The organism is Acinetobacter brisouii, assembly GCF_008993995.1.
Lineage (GTDB): Bacteria > Pseudomonadota > Gammaproteobacteria > Pseudomonadales > Moraxellaceae > Acinetobacter > Acinetobacter brisouii_A.
This window is the reverse complement of sequence record NZ_BKNN01000009.1, coordinates 1-24,271: the sequence shown is the minus strand read 5'-3', so window position 1 is coordinate 24,271 and position 24,271 is coordinate 1. Positions and strand designations below refer to the sequence as shown.

26 protein-coding genes and 1 riboswitch are annotated in these 24,271 nt (G+C 42.4%); of the genes, 12 read left to right on the top strand and 14 right to left on the bottom strand.

Translation table 11 applies throughout. The annotated features are described in order from the left end of the window. The first annotated feature begins 20 nt into the window (after positions 1 to 20). The 3 genes from leuS to holA are packed head-to-tail and all read left to right on the top strand — an operon-like array spanning position 21 to position 4,237. On the top strand, positions 21 to 2,645 hold the full coding sequence (gene leuS / locus GBN19_RS03905; RefSeq protein WP_151777252.1) for a leucine--tRNA ligase: 2,625 nt from the start codon (positions 21 to 23) through the stop codon (positions 2,643 to 2,645). 17 nt (positions 2,646 to 2,662) lie between these two features. Further along, a complete protein-coding gene (locus tag GBN19_RS03900) occupies positions 2,663 to 3,238 on the top strand; it encodes an LPS-assembly lipoprotein LptE (RefSeq protein ID WP_151777251.1) in 576 nt (191 codons plus the stop codon). 12 nt (positions 3,239 to 3,250) lie between these two features. Further along, on the top strand, positions 3,251 to 4,237 hold the full coding sequence (gene holA, locus GBN19_RS03895) for a DNA polymerase III subunit delta (RefSeq protein WP_151777250.1): 987 nt from the start codon (positions 3,251 to 3,253) through the stop codon (positions 4,235 to 4,237). A 67-nt stretch (positions 4,238 to 4,304) separates the two neighbouring features. On the opposite strand, the gene GBN19_RS03890 is transcribed toward holA, so the two are convergent. The 4 genes from GBN19_RS03890 to orn all read right to left on the bottom strand — a co-directional run bounded on the left by GBN19_RS03890 (position 4,305) and on the right by orn (position 8,571). Further along, positions 4,305 to 5,105, bottom strand: a complete 801-nt coding sequence (locus tag GBN19_RS03890; RefSeq protein WP_111895104.1) for an enoyl-ACP reductase FabI — start codon at positions 5,103 to 5,105, stop codon at positions 4,305 to 4,307. Positions 5,106 to 5,249: 144 nt separating this feature from the next. After that, positions 5,250 to 5,978: a Bax inhibitor-1/YccA family protein gene (locus GBN19_RS03885; protein WP_151777249.1), complete on the bottom strand. Its 729-nt coding sequence runs from the start codon at positions 5,976 to 5,978 to the stop codon at positions 5,250 to 5,252. A 217-nt stretch (positions 5,979 to 6,195) separates the two neighbouring features. Then, on the bottom strand, positions 6,196 to 7,611 hold the full coding sequence (locus tag GBN19_RS03880; RefSeq protein WP_151708543.1) for an NAD(P)/FAD-dependent oxidoreductase: 1,416 nt from the start codon (positions 7,609 to 7,611) through the stop codon (positions 6,196 to 6,198). Positions 7,612 to 8,016: 405 nt separating this feature from the next. Next, a complete protein-coding gene (orn, locus tag GBN19_RS03875; RefSeq protein WP_151708542.1) occupies positions 8,017 to 8,571 on the bottom strand; it encodes an oligoribonuclease in 555 nt (184 codons plus the stop codon). A gap of 120 nt (positions 8,572 to 8,691) precedes the next feature. Between orn and rsgA the strand changes: the two genes are divergently transcribed. From rsgA to GBN19_RS03840, 7 genes are all read left to right on the top strand, one after another. After that, positions 8,692 to 9,750: a ribosome small subunit-dependent GTPase A gene (gene rsgA / locus GBN19_RS03870; protein ID WP_151777248.1), complete on the top strand. Its 1,059-nt coding sequence runs from the start codon at positions 8,692 to 8,694 to the stop codon at positions 9,748 to 9,750. A gap of 92 nt (positions 9,751 to 9,842) precedes the next feature. After that, positions 9,843 to 10,253 carry a rhodanese-like domain-containing protein gene (locus tag GBN19_RS03865; RefSeq protein ID WP_151708540.1) on the top strand — a complete coding sequence of 137 codons (411 nt, stop codon included), beginning with the start codon at positions 9,843 to 9,845 and terminating at the stop codon, positions 10,251 to 10,253. A gap of 13 nt (positions 10,254 to 10,266) precedes the next feature. Further along, positions 10,267 to 10,524, top strand: coding sequence for a glutaredoxin 3 (gene grxC, locus GBN19_RS03860; RefSeq protein WP_151708539.1), 258 nt, complete (start codon positions 10,267 to 10,269; stop codon positions 10,522 to 10,524). A 29-nt stretch (positions 10,525 to 10,553) separates the two neighbouring features. Beyond that, positions 10,554 to 11,006 carry a protein-export chaperone SecB gene (secB, locus tag GBN19_RS03855; protein ID WP_151777247.1) on the top strand — a complete coding sequence of 151 codons (453 nt, stop codon included), beginning with the start codon at positions 10,554 to 10,556 and terminating at the stop codon, positions 11,004 to 11,006. A gap of 230 nt (positions 11,007 to 11,236) precedes the next feature. Next, entirely contained in the window at positions 11,237 to 12,610 is a 1,374-nt protein-coding gene (locus GBN19_RS03850; protein ID WP_151777246.1) for a sensor domain-containing diguanylate cyclase, read from the top strand. Between the two features lie 79 nt (positions 12,611 to 12,689). Then, entirely contained in the window at positions 12,690 to 14,027 is a 1,338-nt protein-coding gene (locus GBN19_RS03845; RefSeq protein WP_151777245.1) for an ABC1 kinase family protein, read from the top strand. Between the two features lie 138 nt (positions 14,028 to 14,165). Further along, positions 14,166 to 14,498, top strand: a complete 333-nt coding sequence (locus tag GBN19_RS03840; protein WP_151708535.1) for a HopJ type III effector protein — start codon at positions 14,166 to 14,168, stop codon at positions 14,496 to 14,498. Positions 14,499 to 14,543: 45 nt separating this feature from the next. Here GBN19_RS03840 and GBN19_RS03835 read toward each other — a convergent pair whose 3' ends face one another. From GBN19_RS03835 to GBN19_RS03815, 5 genes are all read right to left on the bottom strand, one after another. Continuing rightward, the gene (locus tag GBN19_RS03835; RefSeq protein WP_151777244.1) at positions 14,544 to 14,864 is read right to left on the bottom strand and encodes a DUF190 domain-containing protein; all 321 of its coding nucleotides are present in this window, start codon (positions 14,862 to 14,864) and stop codon (positions 14,544 to 14,546) included. A 13-nt stretch (positions 14,865 to 14,877) separates the two neighbouring features. Then, positions 14,878 to 15,261 (bottom strand): fluoride efflux transporter CrcB, encoded by a 384-nt coding sequence (crcB, locus tag GBN19_RS03830; protein WP_151777243.1) that lies wholly within the window; start codon positions 15,259 to 15,261, stop codon positions 14,878 to 14,880. Between the two features lie 118 nt (positions 15,262 to 15,379). After that, positions 15,380 to 15,446: riboswitch (Fluoride riboswitch) on the bottom strand. A 50-nt stretch (positions 15,447 to 15,496) separates the two neighbouring features. After that, a complete protein-coding gene (locus GBN19_RS03825) occupies positions 15,497 to 15,904 on the bottom strand; it encodes a GFA family protein (RefSeq protein WP_151777242.1) in 408 nt (135 codons plus the stop codon). 57 nt (positions 15,905 to 15,961) lie between these two features. Further along, positions 15,962 to 17,158, bottom strand: coding sequence for a TIGR03862 family flavoprotein (locus GBN19_RS03820; RefSeq protein ID WP_151777241.1), 1,197 nt, complete (start codon positions 17,156 to 17,158; stop codon positions 15,962 to 15,964). Beyond that, the gene (locus GBN19_RS03815; protein ID WP_171492542.1) at positions 17,148 to 17,786 is read right to left on the bottom strand and encodes a DUF938 domain-containing protein; all 639 of its coding nucleotides are present in this window, start codon (positions 17,784 to 17,786) and stop codon (positions 17,148 to 17,150) included. The genes GBN19_RS03820 and GBN19_RS03815 overlap by 11 nt, the downstream gene beginning before the upstream one ends. 82 nt (positions 17,787 to 17,868) lie before the next feature. Here GBN19_RS03815 and GBN19_RS03810 point away from each other — a divergent pair, with 82 nt between their 5' ends. Next, positions 17,869 to 18,054, top strand: a complete 186-nt coding sequence (locus GBN19_RS03810; RefSeq protein WP_151708529.1) for a DNA gyrase inhibitor YacG — start codon at positions 17,869 to 17,871, stop codon at positions 18,052 to 18,054. Positions 18,055 to 18,060: 6 nt separating this feature from the next. Here GBN19_RS03810 and GBN19_RS03805 read toward each other — a convergent pair whose 3' ends face one another. The 5 genes from GBN19_RS03805 to GBN19_RS03785 form a co-directional block, all read right to left on the bottom strand. Continuing rightward, the gene (locus tag GBN19_RS03805; RefSeq protein WP_151708528.1) at positions 18,061 to 18,705 is read right to left on the bottom strand and encodes an MBL fold metallo-hydrolase; all 645 of its coding nucleotides are present in this window, start codon (positions 18,703 to 18,705) and stop codon (positions 18,061 to 18,063) included. Between the two features lie 12 nt (positions 18,706 to 18,717). Beyond that, positions 18,718 to 19,731 (bottom strand): ferrochelatase, encoded by a 1,014-nt coding sequence (hemH, locus tag GBN19_RS03800; protein WP_151777240.1) that lies wholly within the window; start codon positions 19,729 to 19,731, stop codon positions 18,718 to 18,720. A gap of 41 nt (positions 19,732 to 19,772) precedes the next feature. Then, positions 19,773 to 20,777 carry a DUF4062 domain-containing protein gene (locus GBN19_RS03795; RefSeq protein WP_151777239.1) on the bottom strand — a complete coding sequence of 335 codons (1,005 nt, stop codon included), beginning with the start codon at positions 20,775 to 20,777 and terminating at the stop codon, positions 19,773 to 19,775. Between the two features lie 81 nt (positions 20,778 to 20,858). After that, the gene (murI, locus tag GBN19_RS03790; protein WP_151777238.1) at positions 20,859 to 21,725 is read right to left on the bottom strand and encodes a glutamate racemase; all 867 of its coding nucleotides are present in this window, start codon (positions 21,723 to 21,725) and stop codon (positions 20,859 to 20,861) included. A gap of 46 nt (positions 21,726 to 21,771) precedes the next feature. Beyond that, entirely contained in the window at positions 21,772 to 22,383 is a 612-nt protein-coding gene (locus tag GBN19_RS03785; protein ID WP_151777237.1) for a DUF1285 domain-containing protein, read from the bottom strand. A 167-nt stretch (positions 22,384 to 22,550) separates the two neighbouring features. Between GBN19_RS03785 and GBN19_RS03780 the strand changes: the two genes are divergently transcribed. After that, complete coding sequence (locus GBN19_RS03780) at positions 22,551 to 24,263, top strand: electron transfer flavoprotein-ubiquinone oxidoreductase (RefSeq protein ID WP_151777236.1); 1,713 nt, start codon at positions 22,551 to 22,553, stop codon at positions 24,261 to 24,263. The last annotated feature ends 8 nt before the right edge of the window (positions 24,264 to 24,271 follow it).

The window sequence follows — 24,271 nt, the reverse complement described above, 5'->3', positions numbered from 1 at the left end:
ACATTGTTCTTATTACGTTTATGACTACACCTCATATTGACCCTGAATATCAAGCCAGTGCGATTGAACCGCAAGTCCAACAAGACTGGGAAAATCGCAAAGTCTTTAAAGTTGCTGACACGGTAGAAGGTAAACATCGTTATATTCTGTCGATGTTCCCTTATCCAAGTGGCAAACTGCATATGGGTCATGTGCGTAACTATACTATTGGGGATGTCATCAGCCGTTTCCACCGTTTAAAAGGCGAACAAGTCCTCCAGCCAATGGGTTGGGATGCTTTCGGTTTGCCTGCGGAAAATGCTGCGATTGCACACAAAGTTGCACCTGCAAAATGGACATTTGAAAATATCGATTACATGCGTAATCAATTAAAAAGCTTAGGTCTTGCAATTGACTGGGATCGTGAAATTGCGACCTGCACACCAGAATACTATCGCTGGGAACAGTGGCTATTTGTTCAGTTGTATAAAAAAGGCTTAATTTACCGTAAATCTTCAACAGTCAACTGGGATCCAGTCGATCAAACCGTCCTTGCCAATGAACAGGTGGTTGATGGTCGCGGCTGGCGTTCAGGTGCATTGGTTGAAAAACGTGATATTCCAATGTACTACTTCCGCATTACTGACTATGCGCAAGAATTACTCGATGATTTAGAACAATTAAAAGCAGGTTGGCCACAACAAGTTGTGACCATGCAACGTAACTGGATCGGTCGTTCAGAAGGCATGGAAATCATTTTCCCTTCTGCCGATGAAAGCATTTATGCAGACAGCTTGATAGTCTACACCACACGTCCAGATACGTTAATGGGTGTGACGTATGTTGCTGTTGCAGCCGACCATCCTTTAGCGAAAAAAGCGGCTGAGCTTCGCCCTGAACTCAACGAGTTTATTGAAGAATGTCGTCATGGTTCAGTTGCTGAAGCCGATCTTGCGACGGCTGAGAAAAAAGGTCGTGCGACTGGTTTATTCGTAAAACACCCTTTAACAGGTGAAAATGTTGAAGTTTGGATCGCAAACTACGTTCTGATGACTTACGGTTCTGGTGCAGTAATGGCGGTTCCTGCGCATGACGAACGTGATTTTGAATTTGCAAATAAGTTCAACTTACCAATCAAGCAAGTGATTGATGCTCAAGGTAAAGATGACTCAGCGTTCAATGCAACCGAATGGCAAGAATGGTACGGTTCTAAAGAAGGTAAACTGGTAAATTCAGGTGAATTTGACGGTTTAGGTTTCCAAGCAGCATTCGATGCTTTCCTTGCAAAACTAGAACCACAAACTTTAGCCAACAAAAAAGTTCAGTTCCGTTTACGTGACTGGGGTGTTTCTCGTCAGCGTTACTGGGGTTGCCCTATCCCAATGATCAACTGTGATGACTGTGGTCAAGTGCCTGTTCCTGAAGAACAACTTCCAGTGATCTTGCCAACTGACGTTGTTCCAGACGGTTCTGGTAACCCATTGGCAAAAATGCCTGAATTCTACGAAACAACTTGTCCATGTTGCGGAAAAGCCGCAAAACGTGAAACCGACACCCTAGATACTTTTGTTGAGTCTTCTTGGTATTACGCACGTTATGCTTCACCAGATTACACCGATGGCATGATCAAACCTGAAGCTGCGCAAACTTGGTTACCTGTGAACCAATATATTGGCGGTGTAGAACATGCAATCTTGCACTTACTTTATGCACGTTTCTTCCACAAATTGATGCGTGATGAAGGTGTGGTACAAGGCAATGAACCATTTGCCAACTTGCTGACTCAAGGCATGGTGTTGGCTGACACTTTCTACCGTGAAGATGAGTCTGGCAAGAAAACATGGTTTAACCCTGCTGATGTTGAACTTGAGCGTGATGAAAAAGGTCGTATCCTGTCTGCGAGATACACAACAGATGGTCAGCCTGTAATCATTGGCGGTCAGGAAAAAATGTCAAAATCGAAAAATAACGGTGTTGACCCACAAGCGATTATTGACCAGTACGGCGCAGATACCGCACGTGTCTTCATGATGTTTGCTGCTCCACCCGATCAATCTCTTGAATGGTCAGATGCAGGTGTTGAAGGTGCAAACCGTTTCTTAAAACGTGTATGGCGTTTAAGCAGTAACTTCTTTGAGCAAGGTTATGCAACTGTTGCGTTGGATAAAGCGAACTTATCTAAAGAAGCACAAGACTTGCGTCGTAAAGTACATGAAACCATTGCAAAAGTGGGTGATGACATTGAGCGTCGTTATGCATTTAACACGGCGATTGCCGCTCAAATGGAATTGCTTAACGCCATCACTAAGTTTGAAGTAAAATCAGACAACGATGCAGCGGTTGCACGTGAAGCCGTGATTACCTTACTGACTTTACTTGCACCATTTGCACCGCACTTAAGCCAAACCGTTTTGGCTCAGTTTGGTATCGACTTAACCACAACAGCATTCCCAAGTGTTGACGAGTCAGCATTGACCCGTAATACACAAACGATTGTGGTACAAGTCAATGGTAAACTTCGTGGTAAATTAGAAGTAAGTGTTGATATTTCTAAAGAAGATTTATTGGCACAAGCCAAAGCTTTACCTGAAGTTCAACAATTCTTAACGGGTGAAACCAAAAAAGAAATTGTTGTACCAAACAAATTGGTGAACTTAGTCGTTTAATTAGTTGAGGAATACGCATGCACTTAGTCCCACGTTTAGCATCTGTCGTTTTAACTCTTGGTCTAAGTGCAAGCTTAGTCGGCTGTGGCTTTCATTTAAAAGGTCTCAGCCCGACCTCAATGCCTGTGGCATACCCACACATGAAGTTGAACTTACCAAGTGAAGCGCTTCATGTCACCGACAGCAATAATAATTTGATTCCTCAAGGGAACACCTTACAAACCAAGTTAAAAACCTATTTATCGGGTTATGGCATTCAGTTTGATGATGCTAAAGAAGCCTATACCTTACACGTCCTAGACTACAACTATCGTCGTCAAAAACTCAGCGGTCGTGTTGCCGAAGTGATTTTACATTTAAATGTCACCTTCCAAATTGAGGATGCACAAGGCAATCCTGTCACTGCTCCACGTACCATCAACGGTGTAAAAAGCTATCAGTACAATGTTGCTACAGTCAACGTTGATGATAATGAACAAGATTCTGTAATTAGCAATTTGATTGACGATGTGGCTCAACAAATGGCGCGTCAAATTTCGACCAATCGCCTTCCTCAGATTCAGCCTGCTCACCCTGCGTCAACAGCGCCTTAATTTGCTGTTGTTATGAAGCTCGACTATTTACAGGCACTCAAGCGTGTTCATGAAGCACGCGGTGCTTGGGTCATGCAAGGTCAAGAGCCATTGCTTGAACAGAACCTGCTCGATGCCCTGCGTCGCCATTGGCAAAGTCAGGAAATTGAACGACAACGCTATGAAATTCAAAGTGTTCAGGACTGGAAAAATGTCTTTAATGCGCTAAACAGCCTGTCGCTCTTTTCTCAGCAACTGGCAATTGAAGCACATGGCAACATCAAGCCCGATGCTGCGGGACTCAAGCTACTCAAAGAATATCTGCAATACAATGAGCAAAATTTGCTTGTCGTGGTGATGCCCAAGCAAGATACACAAAGCTTGAAATCCAGTTTCTTTCAGACCATTGAAGCCAATGGTGTGTTGGTTTCACTGCAAGCCAATTATCCACAAGATCGTCAACGCATTTTGGCGACAGAAGCCGACAAACTCGGCATTACATTAAATCAAGATGCTTGGCAATGGTTGCTTGAACATCATGAGCATAACTTGCTGGCGGCTAAAAACAGCTTAATTCGCGTGAGTGATACGTTTCCAGACTTACAACAGATTGAGATTGAGCAACTTTATCAATGTCTACAAGACCAATCACGCTATAGCACTTATGATCTAAATGACAGCATGCTACAAGGTGACTTTGCTCAGTCTGTGAAAATTTATCAGTACTTACTCGCTACTGGTGAAGCCATGAGTCTGATTTTATGGTCAATCAGTAAAGAAATGCGATTGTTAATGCAACTCTATGAGCAACCGCAAAATGCACTACAGCTTGGCATCTGGAAAACCCGTGTTTCTTTATATCAACAAGCCCTACGTCGACTCTCGGCACAACGTTTTTTAGCTTGGTCAGGCTTATTACTTCGAATTGATGCTGCAATTAAAGGTGCTTCTGAAGAAAATCCCGAAGATTTGTGTTTACAAGCCGTTGCCGAACTTTGTGGCAGACCTTTGTTTAATTAAATTTCAAGACATAAAAAAAATCAGCTCAAAAGAGCTGATTTTTTTATGGACGAAATAATTTAAAAAATTATTCGTCATCCATCATTGATTGGCTCATACCAACCGTATTGAAACCTGCATCAACATACATAATTTCACCTGTAATCCCTGAAGCCCAAGGTGAGCATAGGAACAACGCAGCATTACCCACTTCTTCAATAGTGACGTTGCGTTTAAGTGGAGAAATTTTTTCGTTGGCATCTAACATTTTACGGAAAGATTTAATACCAGAAGCTGCTAAAGTACGGATTGGACCAGCAGAGATCGCATTCACACGAATACCGTCAACGCCCATGCTTGATGCCAAGTAACGTACACCCGCTTCTAAAGATGCTTTCGCAAGACCCATCACGTTGTAGTTCGGCATTACACGCTCAGAACCTTGGTAAGTCAATGTCAATAAACAACCTTGACGTGCTTGTAACAATGGCTTAGCAGCACGCGCCATCGCGATGAAGCTGTACGCACTAATGTCATGTGCAACGCGGAAACCTTCACGGTCAGTCACGTCAGTAAAGTCACCATCGAGTGTATGCGCTGGCGCAAAACCGATTGAGTGAACCACACCGTCTAAACCATCCCAGTGTTGTGCAAGATCAGCAAATGCTTGATCAATCTCTGCATCTACAGCGACATCACAAGGAAACACCAATTTTGAACCAAATTGCTCAGCAAATTCATCCACACGTTTTTTTAGTTTTTCATTTGGGTAAGTAAATGCCAATTCAGCACCTTCACGGTGTAGAGCTTGTGCAATACCAAATGCGATAGATAGTTTGCTTGCAACACCAGCAATTAAAAAGCGTTTTCCTGCCAATAATCCTGCCATGAATTTTCTCTCATCAAGATGTTTTATATCTGCATAATGCCAAGTCTTCAGACTTTTAGAAATTGCATAATGCGCCTATTTTCAAGATTTCCAATAAAAAACGCACCTGATTTTAGGTGCGTTTTCGCTTAACACTACATGAGATTAATCACGTGACATGCCAATTAGACGTAAAAATGAAATATACATCCAGACCAAAGTTGCCAATAATGCAATTGCACAGGTCCATTCAAATGCTTGTGGTGCACGCTGTGCTGCTGCATTTTCAATTAAATCGAAATCTAGAATCAGATTTAAAGAAGCAATAATGGCAACAAATGCAGCAAAGCCAATACCTAAAGCATTGCTTTCAAATACAAAAGGAATACTTGAGCTAAAAATAAGGCGCATCAGCATTTGTACCACAAACACAATACAGATCGCTAAAGTGGCTGAAAGCACAATGGCTTTGAATTTTTCAGTCGCACGGATAATCTTCATTTTGTACAAACCAAACAAAACAAAGGTCGTGACGAAAGTTGCCAATAATGCTTGAAGCGGTGCACCTGGATATTTCGCTTGGAACACAAAAGAAATACCACCAAGGAATGCACCCTCAAACAAGGCATACGGAATCGCCAGTGTACGCGCAGTGTTTGGTTTAAAGGTGGTGATGAGTGCCAAAATAAAGCTACCAATTGCACCCACCATTGCACCTGTCATGGCTAAACCGAAGTTCATACTCATGGCACAGTAGAAAAAGAACACCAAACCTAAACCTGCGGCAATACTGGTGAGTAAGACTGACTTGTTGACTGCACCCTGAATGGTCATTGGGTGCTGATAATCGCTGTAGGTTTCTACACGCGTTAAAATAGGATTATTACTTTGCATCGTTTCACTCATTGTTATATTTAACTAGATACTTTCTAATTTTAATCGTTAAAGCGTGTTGAGAATAGATTTTACGCTGTATTTTTGTAACGATATTTTGAGTTATATCTTTAAAAATTAAAAATATAAGATTAATTACAGAATTCTGAATTTCATTATTTTAATGCAATAAAAAACCGCCATTCACGGCGGTTTTTTAAATTTCCGACTAACTGAACTAGAAAGAAATCAGTTTGGCTGGGTTAAAAAAAGCATTGATTTCATAGGCACCTTTTGCCAAAGGAATCGCAAAAGGAGCAAGTTCCCGACCAAATAAAATGTCTTTATGTGGAATTTTGGTCAGCATTTCATAATCATGTGACACGCCAATAAAATCATGCGCAATAGCTTTACCAATTCGCACGGTTTGCGCCACACCATGTCCGCTCCAGCCATGTACCGCATAAATTGGGTAACGCTCGCCAAACTTACGACAATCGGTTGCACCATTATAGGTAAGATCGGTTTCCCCGCTCCAAACGAAGTCGAGTTCAACCGATTTGAGTTGTGGAAAAACGTGATGAATCCGTCTTTGTAAATACTGATAGGCACGATGTGGATTCCAGCAGGTTCCTGTACCCTCCCCACCAAACAACAACCGATTTTTTGACACCCCTCGATAAAAATCCAGTGCAAATTGAGTATCGTAAACTGCATAGTCAGAAGGAATGATGTCCTTTAAATCCATCTCTAAAGGTGCTGTGGTACACACATAAGTAAATAATGGAATCGTGGTTTGATTATGCGACTCTAGCAATTTAAACGAGGCATGATGAACTGCCAGTACCACACTTTTACGTGCCTTAATCACGCCATGTGTCGTATGAACATAAACACCATCAGCCTGCGTTTTTAATTCTATAACTTCTGTCTGCTCAAAAACCTGACCACCATTTTTAGAGAAGCCATAAATTAAACCACGAGTTAGTGCCAACGGGTGAATTTGTCCACCTAAACTATCGACTAGCCCACCATGATACGCTTCGCTGTTTACATAGTTATGTACTTCATGTTTGCCTATGATTTTTGTGTGATCTTCGCCAAGGAATTTTCGAGCATCTGCACCTTGCGTTAGTGCAATCAAATGCCCTTCATGTACTGCGGTTGTGATATGCCCCTGCTTACGGTCTAGGGACAAATCATATTGATCAATAATGTCATCAATGAGTTGCATGGCTTCATCGGCAGTAAAACGCCAAAGTTTTTTGGCATCTTCTACGCTCATGTGCTCAAGCATTTCCGAAGCTTCCCAACGTGCCAAGCCTGGGGTGAGTTGCCCACCATTGCGCCCTGAAGCGGCACTGCCAATACGGTTTTTTTCTACCAGAATGGTATCTATGCCCATTTCAGATAAATGCAATGCTGTTGATGAGCCAAGTAATCCACCACCAATCACCACAACATCACATTCTTGATCGCTACTCAGCGTGTCGAAACACTGCCAGTGCGCCAGAGAACTTTCATAATAATTGGCAGGCTGATCAATATCGGCACAGTCGGGGTTCAACCAACTCCATTCCTTATCGAGTTGGTTGTGAATACTTCGCTTATATTCTACATCCTCTAAAATAAGAGGTTTATCTATCTTTCGCATAATCGGACTCCAAATCTTGAATTTGATTATTTTGATTGAGCGTTTTCTTTAAGAGGGTTCAATAGTGAGAAAACCAAAGAAACTATAGATAATGAAAAAACGGTTTATATCGCGCTAAAAAATAAATCTAGAAAAATACTCAAACTTGCCGTGTTCGCCTCCATGACAACAACACTGTATTCAATATTTTATGGGTCGATGATATCCTTTGAACTTGAGTGTCTATTTAAAATTGAGCAATTAATGTGCCATTTTCGGCAGTCGTGTATTGTGAAATTGTTGCTCAACAACAACTCAAAGCTTCGACCTTTTCAATATATTGGCGTATTTTCAAATGCTTTTCTAGAGAGCAAATCTGTTTCTTTCAGTCATAAAAAACCTGCCGCTTGGGCAGGTTTCTAAAGATTATTTATTCATGATGAAAAAATATTCACGGTAATATTTCAACTCACGAATTGAGTCACGAATGTCATCTAAAGCCAAATGTGAGGCTTCTTTTTTCAAGCCTGACATAATCTCTGGACGCCAGCGTTTCGCCAACTCTTTGACAGAAGACACATCCAAATTACGATAGTGGAAGTATTGTTCTAGCTCAGGCATCAGACGATGCAAAAAACGGCGATCTTGGCAAATTGAGTTACCACACATTGGCGATGCTTTCGGGTTGACCCACTTTTTCAAAAATTCAATGGTCTGAACTTCAGCATCACGCGCTGTCAGTTGACTACGGCGTACACGGTTAATCAAACCTGATTGACCATGTTGGCGGGTATTCCACTCATCCATTGCATTAATAATTGGGTCTGATTGATGCACGGCAAGCACAGGACCTTCAGCTAGCACGTTTAAATGATCATCTGTAATAATTGTTGCAATTTCAATAATTTGATCATTATCTGTATCCAGACCTGTCATTTCGAGGTCAATCCAAATCAAACGTGTATCTGGGGTGCTGCTCATGTAATCAATTCTTATCTATCTGAAAACCCCAATATTAGCAAATTTCTTGCAACTTCGCTGTAATTCATCGGGGCTTCATGCTATTTTTGCCATTCTCTTCAGTTGGTCTTTAGGATATGCATGGCTCTCATCCGTAAACGTCGCTTAACTGAACAACAACAGCGACGGATTCAAAAACAGCATCAATCACGCCAAGAAGATCTTGATACATCCAATGATCTTGAAGGTTTGGTGGTGCAACATTATGGACGCCAGCTCGAAGTTAAAGCACTCTCTACCCCTGAGCTACATCCTGAAAAACCTGTTGTTGCTGAAGGCGAACCAGAACCATTTTGGAAACCGATTGAAGTGGGCAGCGTGTGGCGCTGTCATACCCGTACCAATCTAGAACTGTTAGTGACGGGCGATCGGGTCAAATGGCAAGCCGACCCCAATACAGGTTTAGGCATTATCACTGCGATTCATCCGCGCCAGTCTTTACTGACCCGCCCTGACCGTTATCACAAGGTTAAACCTGTGGCAGCCAACGTCAGCCTTATTGTGATTGTCTTTTCACCTCTGCCTGAAGTTGCACCCATGTTGATCGACCGTTATTTGGTGGCGTGTCAAAATGCAGAAATTCCTGCGTTATTGGTGCTCAATAAAACCGACTTGTTACAAGACAATGATCCTATTTTAGATCTTGTCGCCGAATATCAGGCTTTAGGATATGAAATCCTACACACCTGTTCTACGGGTGATATTTCAGCGCTAGCACAGCGTTTAGACAATGAAACCGTGGCTTTTGTCGGTCAATCAGGTGTAGGTAAAAGCTCACTGATTAATGCAATTGCCCCTGAAGCGGCACAAAAAACCAATATTATTTCCGAAAACTCAGCTCTGGGTCAGCACACCACAACTTCAACCCGTTTGATTAGTTTTGGTGAAACAGGTGCTTTAATTGACTCTCCGGGCATCCGTGAATTTGGGCTTTGGCATTTAACTCTCGATGCCGTTGAGCATGGTTTTCCTGAGATTTTCAACTTGTTAGGCACCTGTCAGTTCCGTAACTGTACCCATAAGCATGAGAAAAATTGCTCCTTGCAAAAAGCGGCTTCCGCAGGTGAAATCCTCCCCCGCCGCCTAGAAAGTTTTTTACGTTTGTGTGATGAGATTCAAGAAGCTCAACAAAAAAATTAAGTTTGTTGAGTTTTACCCTTGAAGCGAGGTTTTTGATCACTATTAATATAAGCTATACTCTAGCTCAATTTTTGATGGTCATAAGGTGAATTGTGGAACGTTGGTTTGAATTCATGGGGAATCACCCCTTCTTATTTGGTATTCTTGCCGTTCTTATCGTGCTGTTCTTTGTATTTGAAGGACGCCGTAGTGGTCGAAAAATCTCCCCACAATCCCTTGGTATTTTAGTCAAAGTTAAAAATGCCATTCTCATCGATTTACGTGATGCTAAAGATTTCCGTGAAGGTCATATCAGTGGTAGCCGTAACATTCCTTACAGTCAAATTGCAAGCCATCTTGAAGAGCTGAAAAGCTCAGATCGTCCATTGGTGTTTATTTGTAATTTGGGTCAGGTTGCAGGCAGTGCTTTACAACAAGTTGGGCATGCTGACAGCTATCGTTTAGATGGTGGCGTTGCAAACTGGAAAGCACAAGGCTTACCGCTTGTTAAAGCGAAAAAATAATTCAGAGGAGAATATGATGGCTGAAGTCGTAATCTATTCAACAAGCGTTTGCCCATACTGTATTCGTGCAAAACAGTTACTTGAGCGCAAAGGCGTTGCTTTTAAAGAAATCAATCTTTCAAATGAAGCACCTGAAGTCCGTATTGAATTGATGCAACGCACCAATCACCGTACTGTGCCACAGATTTTCATTAATGATCAATTTATTGGCGGGTTTGATCAGCTCTATGCTTTAGAGCGTGATGGCAAACTTGACCCATTACTTGCATAATTTTTACCCAACGAAGGATTTAACTTAAAATGAGTGAAGAACAACAAGCTCAATTAGCTCTAGAGCGTATTTATACTAAAGATGTTTCTTTTGAAGTTCCTGGTGCACAAGTCTTTACTCAAGAATGGCAACCCGAACTCAATATCAATCTATCTTCTGCTGCTGAAAAGATTGATCCAACGCACTACGAAGTTTCATTAAAAGTGGTTGTTGAAGCAAAAAATGCCAATGAAACTGCATTTTTAGTTGATGTTACTCAATCAGGTATCTTCCTCATTAGTGGTGTAGAAGATGAACGTCTACCTTACATTTTAGGTGCATACTGTCCAAATATTTTGTTCCCATTCCTACGTGAAGCGGTGAATGACCTTGTGACTAAAGGTAGCTTCCCTCAATTGCTATTGACTCCGATCAACTTTGACGCAGAGTTTGAAGCCAACATGCAACGTGCTGAAATGGCAGCTGCAGAAGGTCAAGCTTAAGTCGCGTGATCGATGAAAAAGTCACACGATTGTGTGGCTTTTTTAATTTAGATCGGGTTAAGATAAAACAGTTAGATGAAGCGTGATGACATTCACACTATCCCATATTTTTATGAACAATTATTATTCATTATTACAAGTATATCCATTACAATTGAAAGCATAGAGAAATAGATCCATGGATGCGTGGCTATAACAGATCTCCTCCCCTCAGGTCAGAATAAATTAAAATGCGTGCCCCGATATGTGCTACTGATTCCATACAGCTTTTATCTTTGGTGAGCCAATTAACCGATGCGATTCAGCAAAGCATCACACCATTGAGCTTATTGCAGCACTGCGCGGATGCCCTGCACGCTACAGATGCATGGTTATGTGAGCAATATCATTCTTGGGATGAATCACATTTCTTTTTTGCTTCTGACAGCCTATTTTCAGAACAACAAAGCCAACACTATATCAGTCAGCAACATTTTCATTCACATCATTCATCTATTACCAGTAATCTACCAACCAACCCAACGCCGTCAGCCCATGTATCGAAGGTAACATTTCAGCTAACAACCCGTGACAATCTAGCCAGTATTTATTTATATTTTCAGTTTGCGACACCGCAAGCACAAGATTCATTGCTCGGGACTGAATTTACCTTACTACTCAATATTATTCGTTTATATTTTTCAGAACGGGCTAGCTTAAAAAATAACTTTTTCAAATCTTTAAATATTCGTGAGTTTTATCAAGATATTGTCGATGATGCACCCATCATGATTTATGCACTTGATGAACAAGAAAAAATCGTGATGTGGAATAAACAGTGCGAACACGTATTTGGTTGGTCTAAAGCCGAATTACAACAATTTCAACAACCGCTTAAATTGTTTTATCCTGACAAAAAATATCGTGATCAAGTCCTACAACAAGCGGCTCAACACGTTGGCTCAAAAAAACTCAGTGAGTGGAATCCCCTACGCCGTGATGGTAGTATCCTGACCACTTTATGGGCACAGTTACTTTTGCCTGATCAAACTACACTGAATTTTGGCATTGATATTACCGAGCAGCGCAAAGCTGAAAAAATCCTCAAAACCCGTGCCAGTATTGATGGCTTAACCCAATGCTTTAATCGTGATGAAATTTTGCATCAGCTTGAGCAACTGCTCAAGGCTGAACCTGAACAACAGCAAGCACAACTGCCTTTTTGTGTGTTTATGCTCGATCTTGATCATTTTAAAAGCATCAATGATACATGGGGACATCTGGCAGGCGATGACAGCTTAATTCACTTTAGCCGCCTACTCCGCTCCCAGCAACAACAAACGCTCACGGTTGGACGTTTTGGTGGAGAAGAATTTTTATTGATCATGCGGGCAACCAGTTTGGATGAAGCGCTAGCTTTTGATCAAAAATTAAGGATTATTTTAAATAAGAATCCATTGAGTTATCAGCGCCAACCAATTGAACTCAATTATAGTGCGGGTGTCGTCCTTGTTGAAAAAGCACAGTGCAATTTAACTCACCTACTGGCAACGGTTGATCAGGCACTCTATCGTGCTAAAAAAACAGGACGTGGACGAACTGTACAAGCAGATCAACAATTTTAGCTTAACAATTTTCTATCACACTTCAGCCTAAAGCGCTCTATCATAAATCCAATACAACAACGATAAGGATACTGCCCGTATGGCAAATTCAGCAAATTCCCCGACACGGCGTTTTCTAAAACTTGCAGGGATGACAGCGAGTATTGCCACGAAAACTGTTTCTAACACAATTAAAAGCCTGAGTGCCGATGAAGAACAAAAACATGCAGCAAAGTCCAAGCTGTTTCAGGAGATTGGTGTACAAATTGCAGATACGCTTGGGCAAATGAAAGGCGCTGCCATGAAAGTGGGGCAAATTGCCTCTCAATATAAAGATGTTTTCCCTCCTGAAGTCGCCAATGCGATCAGTAAACTACAACGCCAAGCCCCTGCTGTTGCCTTTAGTGAAATTCGCGCGCAGGTTGAAAATGAACTTGGACAAACTTTAGAGCAAGTTTTTAACGAATTTAGCGAAACACCTTTTGCCGCAGCATCGATTGGGCAGGTACACCGTGCCATTCTTAAAAATGGGCAGGAGGTTATTGTTAAGGTTCAGTATCCAGGGGTTGATGTTGCCTGTGAAAGTGACTTAAAGCAAATCCGCTTGGCTCTACGTATGATGGGCATGCTCAAAATTGATAAAGAACTGCAAGATCAATTATTTAAGGAAATTCAAGAGAGTCTGTCGAACGAGTTAAATTATGAACTTGAAGCCCAAAATCTTGAAATTGCTCGGGCATTTCATCAAAATTTAGATCAGAAAATTATCATTCCTCAGGTATTTAAAGAGTATTCCACCCGACATATTTTGACCCTGAGTTTTGAAGCAGGTGACAGTATTGAACAGGCCAGTACATGGTCACAAGAATTACGAAATGAATTGGGCAAACGTTTGTTTACTGCAATGGGACAGGAAATTTTTTATCTCAAACGTTTTCACTGTGACCCACACCCAGGCAATTTGGCTTTTCGCCCTGATGGTAGCGTGATTATTTATGACTATGGCGGTGTGAAACAACTCGATCAGCTACAGGTAGAGGCTTTCCAAAAGCTGATCTATGCTGCGCGACATGGCAATATCCGCTTACTTGAAGATATCTTAGCCGAGTTGAATGTCTTGACTGAAAAGCAATGTTTTCCGCCTGAGCTTTATTTGGAATGGCTTGAAGTATTATTACGTCCTTTAACCCATCATTATGATTTTGCTAAAAATAGTGCGCATCATGATGGAATGCTGCTCATGAAACCGTCTTTAAAGTATTGGCATATTTTTAAGCCATCGCCAAATACTTTGATGCTGAATCGAACTTTTACGGGGCATTATTGGAATTTGGTACATTTAAAAGTCAATGACAATTTAAACAGCCTATTTAATCAACTGGTTCCTGACGCTCAACAACAAATTTCAATACCATCGGATACATCTCTTAAACACTGATTAATCCCGCTTTAAGTTAACAGGAATATGCTGATTTAACTTAGAAGCCTAAAAACATATCCTCCTTTTAGGCTTCTTTTTTTATGTCTGTAAACAATGCTATGCTGCGCTGCATTTTAAATATTTTTCGAGGTTATTATGGCTCAGGTTCTTCTAGAGCAACTCAAAAACGGTCAAGCAAAATTTGCAGATGTGATTGCATTCATTGAACAACACTACACGCATACACCAACTGCATTTCAAAACGGTGCTCAGCACAATGCCAGCACTGAAAATCAAGGCAGCGCGAAAGTGTTTTCATTTGCTCAGCTCAATGAATTGAATCCACAAGATACCTTAGCCTTGTTTGCAGAACACTATGCTTCTGTATTGGCAACACCTGAAGGCACAGATCACCAAAATATCCGTCAGTTTATGCAACATGGCTGGTCAGGAATTAAATTTGAAGGTCAGGCTTTAGCAGCAAAATAACACTGACTTTACTGTTGTAAAAAGCAAGCTTCTCGCTTGCTTTTTTTATGACAACTGCCCCAATGAACCAAATTCCACTGGGATTTTGACATAAAACAAAGACAGCTCTTGCTGCTGCACATAATCCAACAATTGTTCGGCTTGCTGTGCGGTGACAATCAATTCCACCTGTATCGGTTGATCCGTAAGCTCAAAGAAATGGCTCGAATGAATTTCACCTTGTCGCCCCATACTTTCAAGTGCGCTCAATACGGTTGCACCCTGAATATTAAATTGTTGAGCAACGCTGAGTAACCATTTTGAGAGTGGTTTGCCACGATACTGTACTCTTTGTTCAGTATAAAAACGCAGTAAATAACCTTGCATAGCGATCTCCAACTTAAGCCTGTGCGGTTAAATAATGATGTGCTGCCATTCCCAAAAATGTACACAACAATGAACCAATTAAATGAAGCGAGATTGCTAAACATGCCAAACTGAATTTGCCATTTTGCAATAAACTGATAATTTCAGCCGAGAATGTTGAAAATGTGGTTAAAGCACCACAGAAGCCTGTCACCACAAATAATTTATAGTTTGGACTTAAGCTGCTGTGTGCAAAAAATGAAATAGCAAAGCCAATAATAAAGCCTCCCACCAAATTAACTACAACGGTTCCAAGTGGAATATCAGGATAAATTGAGTTGAGTTTTAAGCCCACAAACCAACGTGTCCATGCGCCAAATACTGAACCAAGCGCAATCGAAATCAGCGAATAATACATAGATTTGACTCTCCTTTAGCACAAATCTAAAAGAGTAGATGATGAGAATAAAAAGAACATTAAAGTACTCCTAAACAGAGTACGCACACGAAACCTACGTACCCTGTCATTGATGAAGGGTGGCGTAGGCATCATTAGCCGATACGGCGGTTTGTGACAGGAGGAATGCCATCTCCCGATGGACTTATCTTAGACGATCTTTCAATCACATGAAAAATTGTTTTTCCCGATCTTTTTAAGGGCGTTCTGCATACTGTGGCAATTCATCACAAATTTCATCCCACTCTGCTTTTGAGGCAGCAAAAATATGCATGGTTGGTTTTTGCGTGAGTGGTGTGTCGAGTGTACCAATGCGTAAACGATACAGGTCTGGTGTTTCTTCTTTTACGCTGATAATCGGTGAACCACATTCGCTACAGAAACAGCGCTGTGTCGTTGCAGTGGATTGATATTTTTTTAGTAAGTGCTCACCTTTTACAATCTTAAAGTCTGCAACACGAATCGGGGCATTGGCAGCATAAGCACTGCCATTGGCTTTGCGGCAACGTTGACAATGACATTCGACAATATCACCAATTGCACCATGCACTTCGTATTGAATGCCTTGGCATAAACAACTGCCACGATAGATCGTTTCAGACATTTTTCTTCCTTCATGTTGTATTGATCGTGGCGTCAGCATAACAAAAATAGATAGGATTTAGCTTAAAAACTGCGCCACACCTTGTGCTGCTGCACGTCCTGTCGCGAAACATGCCGTGAGTAAGTAGCCACCCGTTGGGGCATCCCAATCCAGCATTTCACCACAACAGAAAATACCTGCATGCTGCTTGAGCTGTAAGGCATCACTGAGAACGTCTTGCTTGACGCCACCCGCACAACTAATCGCTTCCTCAATCGGACGAAAACCTGTTAGCGCAATCGGAAGCTGCTTAATCTGAGCCGCCAATGCTTCAGGTTGCTGCCAAAGTGTCTTCGGCACAAGCTCGCGGACTAAATTGGCTTTTGCAGCGTCTAAACCTGCTTTACGCCAAATATTTGCCATCGACTGTTTTTTATGAGGTTGTAATTTATGAGTCAATTCTGCTTGGGTCAGTTCAGGCAACACATCCAAGTAAAGCTGCATGGAAGATTGCTGTCGCAGGGCACGATTCAACTTATAAATCAGTCCACTTTCTAGACCATATTGGGTAATCACAATATCGCCCATACTTGCCTGTTCCGCTTGATCGACCCAAGCTTTCACCCGCTTTAAAGGCTGACCAAACACAGGCTGCATATAGCTTGACCATGTTCGTTCCACACCAGCATTGCTCGCCTGAAAAGTTTGAATTTCTTCAGGTTTCAGCCATGCTTGCCATGCGCCATCACTGCCCAAGCGTGACCAAGACACAGCCCCACAGGCTAAAATAATCGCGGAAAATTTCTGTTGAATGATAGGTGCATCGGGCATTTGCGTATGCTGAAAACACAACACTTGCTCAGGCTGAATGTCGACACAGCGATGCCGATAATGAAACACCACACCCGACTCAGTTAAGCGTTTCAGCCAAGCACGTAATAACGGTGCCGCTTTCATCTCGACAGGGAAAATTCGCCCTGATGTACCAACATAGGATTCAATGCCTAAGTCACCCATCCATTGGCGAATCCATGTAGCATCCCACTGCTCTAACCATGGTTTCAACCAATCGGCATGGTCATAACGCTGGATAAACTCAGGCAAAGCTTCGGCATGGGAAATATTGAGTCCTGTTTTACCTGCCATCAGGAATTTACGGGCTGCCGAAGGCATCTGTTCAAAGACTTCAACGGCATAACCTGACTGGCTCAACACTTCGGCAGCCATTAGGCCCGCAGGTCCTGCCCCGACAATCGCCACCGATTTAGCCTGCATGGTTTTGTCCCAAGAGCGGCATAAAGTCGTCAAAACGGGTGGTGTAATCCGCAGGTTTACGGATGATGAGTTGCTGACACAATTCACCACGTTCCAAATATTTCACTTCAAAATGTGTGCGGGCTGAATCCGATGCAATCACCTGTTTTTCATAGGGTAATTTCCAGATGTCTTTGAGTTGCTGTTCGGCTTCCTCAATATATTCAGGAATATTGCTAGCAAGGGTAATCTGCCCCCCGAACTGCAAACGCGACAAAATGAACTCGAAAAATGGCATATTCACCCAACGCTGCGCAGGGTTATGCGGTTCAGGATTGGGATACAAAATAAAAAACTGTTCAACCTGTGCAGGATAAAGCGCATGGGTAATCCACGGCAACGCATCAGCATGAACAGGACACAAATTGTTTAAATTAGCCAATTGATGCTGTTTTTGCATCGCTTCAAATTTTTCGCGCGTCCGCTCAATTGCATACAGCGTCGACTGAGGCTGTTGCTGGCTAAACAAAACAGCATGTTTACCTTTGCCTGCACCGATTTCCACACAAACAGGTAGATTTTCAATGGTCTGAAAGTCACGCGGGGCTTGCATACGCTGGGCTTGAAATTGACGAAGATGCATAATCAGATCAAACTATTCACAAATTGGCACAAGTCTAACAAGTGCTTGACCAAATGCCTACCCGAAAACGCTTTTGTAGGAGTTACTTATGCCTCGCACTTTCCCTTGCCCACGCTGCGGTGAACCGAGCCACTGGGAAGATAATGCTTATCGTCCATTTTGTTCGGAGCGTTGCAAACTGATTGATCTCGGTGCATGGGCAAACGAAGATTATCGTCTACCCACTCAAGACTCACCGCAATCAGATATTTCTCGCCAAGAAGATGAGTTTTAGCAGGTCTTAACCTGCTTTGCTGGCAACAAAGGGATTGAACTGTTTTTCATGTCCGATGGTGCTGATTGGCCCATGTCCTGAAATAAACTGGGTGTCATCGGGCAAGCTAAAACATTCCCGTTGAATCGAATCCAGTAATTGCTGATGATTGCCTCGTGGAAAATCCGTGCGCCCAATCGAACCTTTAAACAGCACATCACCCGTCCACAGCAAACCATATTCGGCACTGTAGAACATCACATGTCCAGGTGTGTGTCCTGGTGCATAGCGCACTTCAAACTGATGCTCACCCAAAGTTAAAGTTTCCCCACCTTCAAGCCACTGTGTCACTTCTACAGGTTCAGGAATTGGAAAGCCATAACGCGCTGAAACGTCTTGCAGTGCATCGAGCCAAAACTGATCTTCCTTTTGTGGGCCAATCACGGGCACTTGCCACACACGTGCTAATTCCCCGACTGCCCCGACATGATCCAAATGCCCATGCGTGACCCAAAGTGCTTGTACGGTTAAACCGAGTGCTTCGACTTCTTGTTGCAATTTTTTCGCATCACCACCTGCATCAATCAATACAGCCTGTTTAGTATCCGCATCCCAAAGGATTGAACAATTTTGCGCAAATGCCGTGACAGGGACAATTTTAACTTGAAGCATAATTTCTTAATCTCAGTAACTTGCAAAGGTCTGTTGTAAAGCGGTCAGATGCGCTGACAACAATTGTTCAAACAACTGCAAATGCAGTGGCTGAGTATTTAAAGCAGGAATATAAGTATACGACTGTCCACCTTGGCTTTGGAACAGTTCTGCATTTTGAATGGCGAGTTCTTCTAATGTTTCAAGACAGTCTGCCGAAAATGCAGGACTCAAGACTTGGACTGATTTCACGCCTTGTTGTGCCCATTCGGTTAGCAACGCATCGGTATACGGTTTGACCCACTCTTGTTTACCAAAACGGGACTGGAAGCTGATCGCCCAATCTCCATCCATCAAGCCCAAAGCCTGTGCGACTTTATTGGCAGTGACATGACAGCGCTCGGGATACGGGTCGCCCTTGTCTGCATAGGGCTGTGGAATGCCATGAAATGACATCAACAATTTTTCAGCACGACCATGCTCAGCCCAATACTGCTGCACGCTCTCAGCCAGTGCCTGAATATACAGTGGATGCTGATAATAATCCCGAATAATGGTTAAACCCGGCAAATTACGTTGCTGCATCACCCATTCTGCTAACTGATCGTACTGCGGTGCGGTTGAAGTCGCTGAGTACTGCGGAAATAGGGGTAAAACCAAAAGATGTTCTTGTGGTGGCAGTTCTTTTAGAAGTGCTTTTAATCCCGGATTGCCATAACTCATGGCAGGCACAATATTCAGCTCAAATTCGGGATAAGCGGCTTCAAGGCGCGGTTTCAACCACTCCACTTGCTGAAACATGATTTCGCGCATTGGAGAGTCTTCACCCCAAACCGAAGCATAAGCATGAGCCACCCGTTTTGGACGAAATGGTAAAATGAAAGCTCTTAGAATGATTTGCCAAAGCAGTTTTGGGATTTCGATAACACGGGAATCTGATAAAAACTCTTTGAGAAATGCACGTACTGCAGGAACAGTCGCGGCATCGGGCGTGCCTAAGTTGGCTAAAATAACAGTGATCTTGGGTTTCACAGTGAACCTATTCATTCATTGCGCAAAGGAATGCAGCCTAACATATCATAAGCCTTTCAGGCATTTTTACTGGCGGTCATTTTTTTCAGTAAATTCTTGCCCTTTTCGGTAAATTGCCACATCACACGTTGACGGTCATCCCGTCCAACAGGCGTAATCCAGTCGCTTTGTTTGAGTTGATGTTTGATGTTGTGCAAAGCACGGAAATTGATTTGTGAACGTGCAACTGCATGTGCTCTTGGCATTTGAACTTGAGCATCTTTTAAACCTGTTTCATTCAGATAATCATTGATCCGAATGGAAAAATATTCTTCTGGGGTTTGATTTTTAAAGACCTTAAACAGAAGTTGTAAAATCTCCAACCATGTCATTTGGCGATTGATTTTTAACTCTTTAAAATTACCATCCTGATAAGCATGCAGTTGATATTCAAAATCAAAGGTATCCTGACTGGTCACTTTACGCACATTCAAAAAGGGATCAGGTGTTTTTTGTTCCAACTCACCTTCTAAACCTTTTATTTTTTCTTTCAATGCCGCAATTTCATCATTAAGTTCTTGTGTATTTTGTGGGCGTACCCAACCGAGTGCAGGATAACGAATTAACATATTGGACATATTCATTCTCACCGTTAATTCAAGTTCACGGACATTGCGAAAATAAAAAATATGCTCGACTTCTTGTTGTAGAATTTGGCGAAACGCCTGAAATTTTTCCTGCACAATCTCGGGTTCTTTCGGCAAAATATCGCGCCGTGACTCAAGATCTGAATGAATAAAGGCAATAATCGGTTTGTCTTTACTTATCGCATAAATATATTCGAGCTGCATATAACTCACGCCAGACATGGATTGTTCACCATAATGATTGCCTAGCAGCATAATCACATAGTCACAATCATCAATTTGCCGACGCGCCAAACTTGTGCTTAATGGCGTTCTTTGTTCAAGCCCCCAAGCAAAAAATCCCATCCCGACTAAGGTCTGACACAACACACTCCGCTCTGGTAGCATTTCCTGCCCTGAGGTAGAAATAAACACTTGGTATCGTTTATCGACCATAATTATACTCTTGAGTGTACTATGAGAACTGAGCCAAATTTGATTTATAAATCAAACAAAAAACAGCGATTTTAGTATAAATCACAGTATAAGATTTGCAATCTCCCATTGTAAATGTAACGGCATTAAATGCTGAATGACTGTGTTTAATTGTTGTGTCTTTCCGCCACTGGCATAGCAAATAATCTGTTTCCCCAAAATCGGCTGATCATTGAGCAAGCCATGTTTAATCAGCATACGCGATGTTTGGCGTGCCACAGCCAGACCCGAATCGACAAGCTTAAACTGATCTCCAAACACATGCTGTATGGCATCGGTCAAAAACGGATAATGGGTGCATCCCAATACCAAATAATCTGCACCTTGCTCGGCGGCTGGGCTTAAACATTGTTTTAAGAGTTCCAAACAGCGTGGACTCATTTCCTGTCCCGCTTCAATCAATGGAACAAGTTCTAAACAAGTCACTGTAATGACACTCACACCTGCTGGTTCGGCAAAATGTTGCATCACATCTTTGATTAACTGCCCACGAAAGGTTGCAGGCGTTGCTAAAACAGCCACAACTTTACTTTTCGTTTGTAGAACCGCAGGTTTAAGTGCAGGAACTAAACCAATAATCGGAAAATTTTCCCCATAGTGCTCACGCAAATAGTCTAGACTAAAAGCTGATGCCGTATTGCACGCGACCACTACAGCTTTACAGCCTTGACGATACAGCCACTCAATCGCATGGGCGGTCAGCTCCTGAATATCTTGTCCAGAACGCGAGCCATAAGGCACATGGGCTGTATCCGCAAAATAAAGAATGCGCTCATTCGGTAAATACTGGGCAATTTCTTTGACAACCGATAAGCCGCCAATTCCTGAATCAAAAATTCCAATCGGGGCATGCGCATCGGCTTGAGGCATGGGCTGAGAAATAAGTGGTCTGGGTTGTATTGCGGTCATGGTCAGACTTTAAATGGCAATCAAATTCATGTGTAAAGCTTAAACCTCAACTGTGTAATTGCAAGAGCAAATCACCACTTTGTAAAGACAAAATGCTCTCGCCGTGTTCGGTTTCACTGAGTGTTCCATAGTCGATCAGATGATAAAAACACTGACGTTGAATCAGGGCATTTAAACCAAAACGGACATGCACATAAGCACGCCATTCGCCTGCATACTGCTGCATAAAAATCGGGTGTTCAGCATCAACAATCACGACATCACCATGGGTCGTGGTCAACTGCAAATGGCTTTTCCCATTGAGTTCGACTTGATCCACCTGATTGATTTGCAGCGGTGCATCTTCAACTTCAATCTCAATTTGTTCGACAGGCGTCTTTAAATAAAATGTATCTTTATCTTTCCAAAGCACACTAGAAAACAGGTCAATCAGGCTTTTTCGCGTGATCAATTGACCTTCGTGCCACCATTCTCCGTTGGATTTTATGACTAAATTCATTTTGCCACAATGTGTTGGATGCCACTGGTCAAGAGGGGGAATTGACCTTTTGTGACTTTGCTGTCCATCTTTTAAGTATTGAGTAATCTGCATAAAATTTTTATTATCACTACTTGACGTTTTTTTGTTCATATCGGGTGAAATCTTTTGATTTGCCATCGCTTTTATGCCCTATTTGACAGAAAATACAGCCCTCTCAGTCAATGGACTGAACACGGTTCAAATCTATACTAACTGAAAATATTTGAATCTACCCCAAAGAACACTCATGGCAGCACCAGTTTTCGCTTTTGGTTGCCACCTTTAAGCAATATGAGGAGTCCTACATGGAGCACATCGAACGTGAATCGATGGAGTTTGATGTCGTGATCGTTGGCGCAGGGCCATCTGGTCTTTCTGCCGCAATCAAAATCCGTCAACTCGCAATTGAAAACAATTTACCCGATCTTTCTGTGTGTGTCGTGGAAAAAGGCTCCGAAGTTGGCGCGCATATTCTTTCTGGTGCTGTTCTTGAACCTCGTGCGCTCAATGAGCTGTTTCCTAATTGGAAAGAAGAAGGCGCACCGCTGAATGTTCCTGTGACACAGGACAAAACCTATTTCTTGCTGTCTGACAGTACCCATAAAGAAGCCCCTCACTGGATGGTGCCAAAAACCATGCATAACAATGGCAACTATGTGGTGTCTTTAGGCAATGTGGTTCGTTGGCTTGGTCAGAAAGCTGAAGAACTGGAAGTATCAGTATTCCCGGGCTTTGCAGCATCTGAAATTTTGTTCCATGAAGATGGTTCTGTGAAAGGCATTCAAACAGGTGACATGGGCATTGGTAAAGATGGTCAACCGACCCACAACTTTGCGCCTGGTTATGAACTGCATGCAAAATACACTTTATTTGCAGAAGGCTGCCGTGGTCATTTAGGCAAACGTCTGATTGCTCAATATAACCTCGATAAAGATGCTGATCCACAGCATTACGGTATCGGCATTAAAGAACTTTGGGAAATTGACCCAGCCAAACACCAAGAAGGTTTGGTGATGCATGGTACAGGCTGGCCGTTTGCCGAAACAGGCACTGCTGGTGGCTGGTGGTTGTATCATGGTGAAAACAACCAAGTATCTTTGGGTGTGATTGCTGACTTGTCTTATGACAATCCGCATGTTTATCCATTTATGGAAATGCAGCGCTGGAAAACTCATCCGCTGATTAAACAGTTCCTAGAAGGTGGGAAACGTATTTCTTACGGTGCGCGTGCCGTGGTGAAAGGTGGCTTTAACTCGCTACCAAAACTGACTTTCCCAGGTGGCTGCCTGATTGGTGATGATGCAGGCTTCCTGAACTTTGCCAAAATCAAAGGCTCACATACTGCCATGAAATCAGGCATGCTCTGTGGCGAGGCGATCTTTGAAGCGATTGCCGCAGGCGTAGCTCAAGGTGGTGAAGTTGGTTTTGCCCGTGTCACTGAAGGTGATGATGTCTTCATCAAAGAAGTCACTGCGTACACTCAAAAATATGAAAATAGCTGGCTCAAAGAAGAGTTATATAACTCGCGCAACTTTGGCCCAGCCATGCATAAGTTTGGCACGTACATTGGCGGTGGGTTTAACTTTATCGACCAAAACGTATTCCGTATTCCTTTTACCCTGCATGATCTTGTGCCTGACTTTAAAGCTTTAAAAACTGTTGATGCAGTCAACTTTAAGCCAAATTATCCAAAACCAGATGGCAAGCTGACTTTTGACCGTTTATCGTCAGTCTTTATTTCTAATACTGTACATGAAGAAAATCAGCCATCGCATTTGAAACTGGCGGATGCTTCGATTCCTGTGAATGTCAATCTGCCGAAATGGGATGAACCTGCACAACGTTACTGTCCTGCTGGTGTATATGAAATTGTCGAGGAAAATGACGGTTCAAAACGCTTTCAGATTAACGCAGCCAACTGTGTCCACTGTAAAACCTGTGATATTAAAGACCCGTCACAGAACATTACTTGGGTTGCACCTGAAGGCGGCGGTGGACCAAATTATCCAAATGTGTAATACATTTT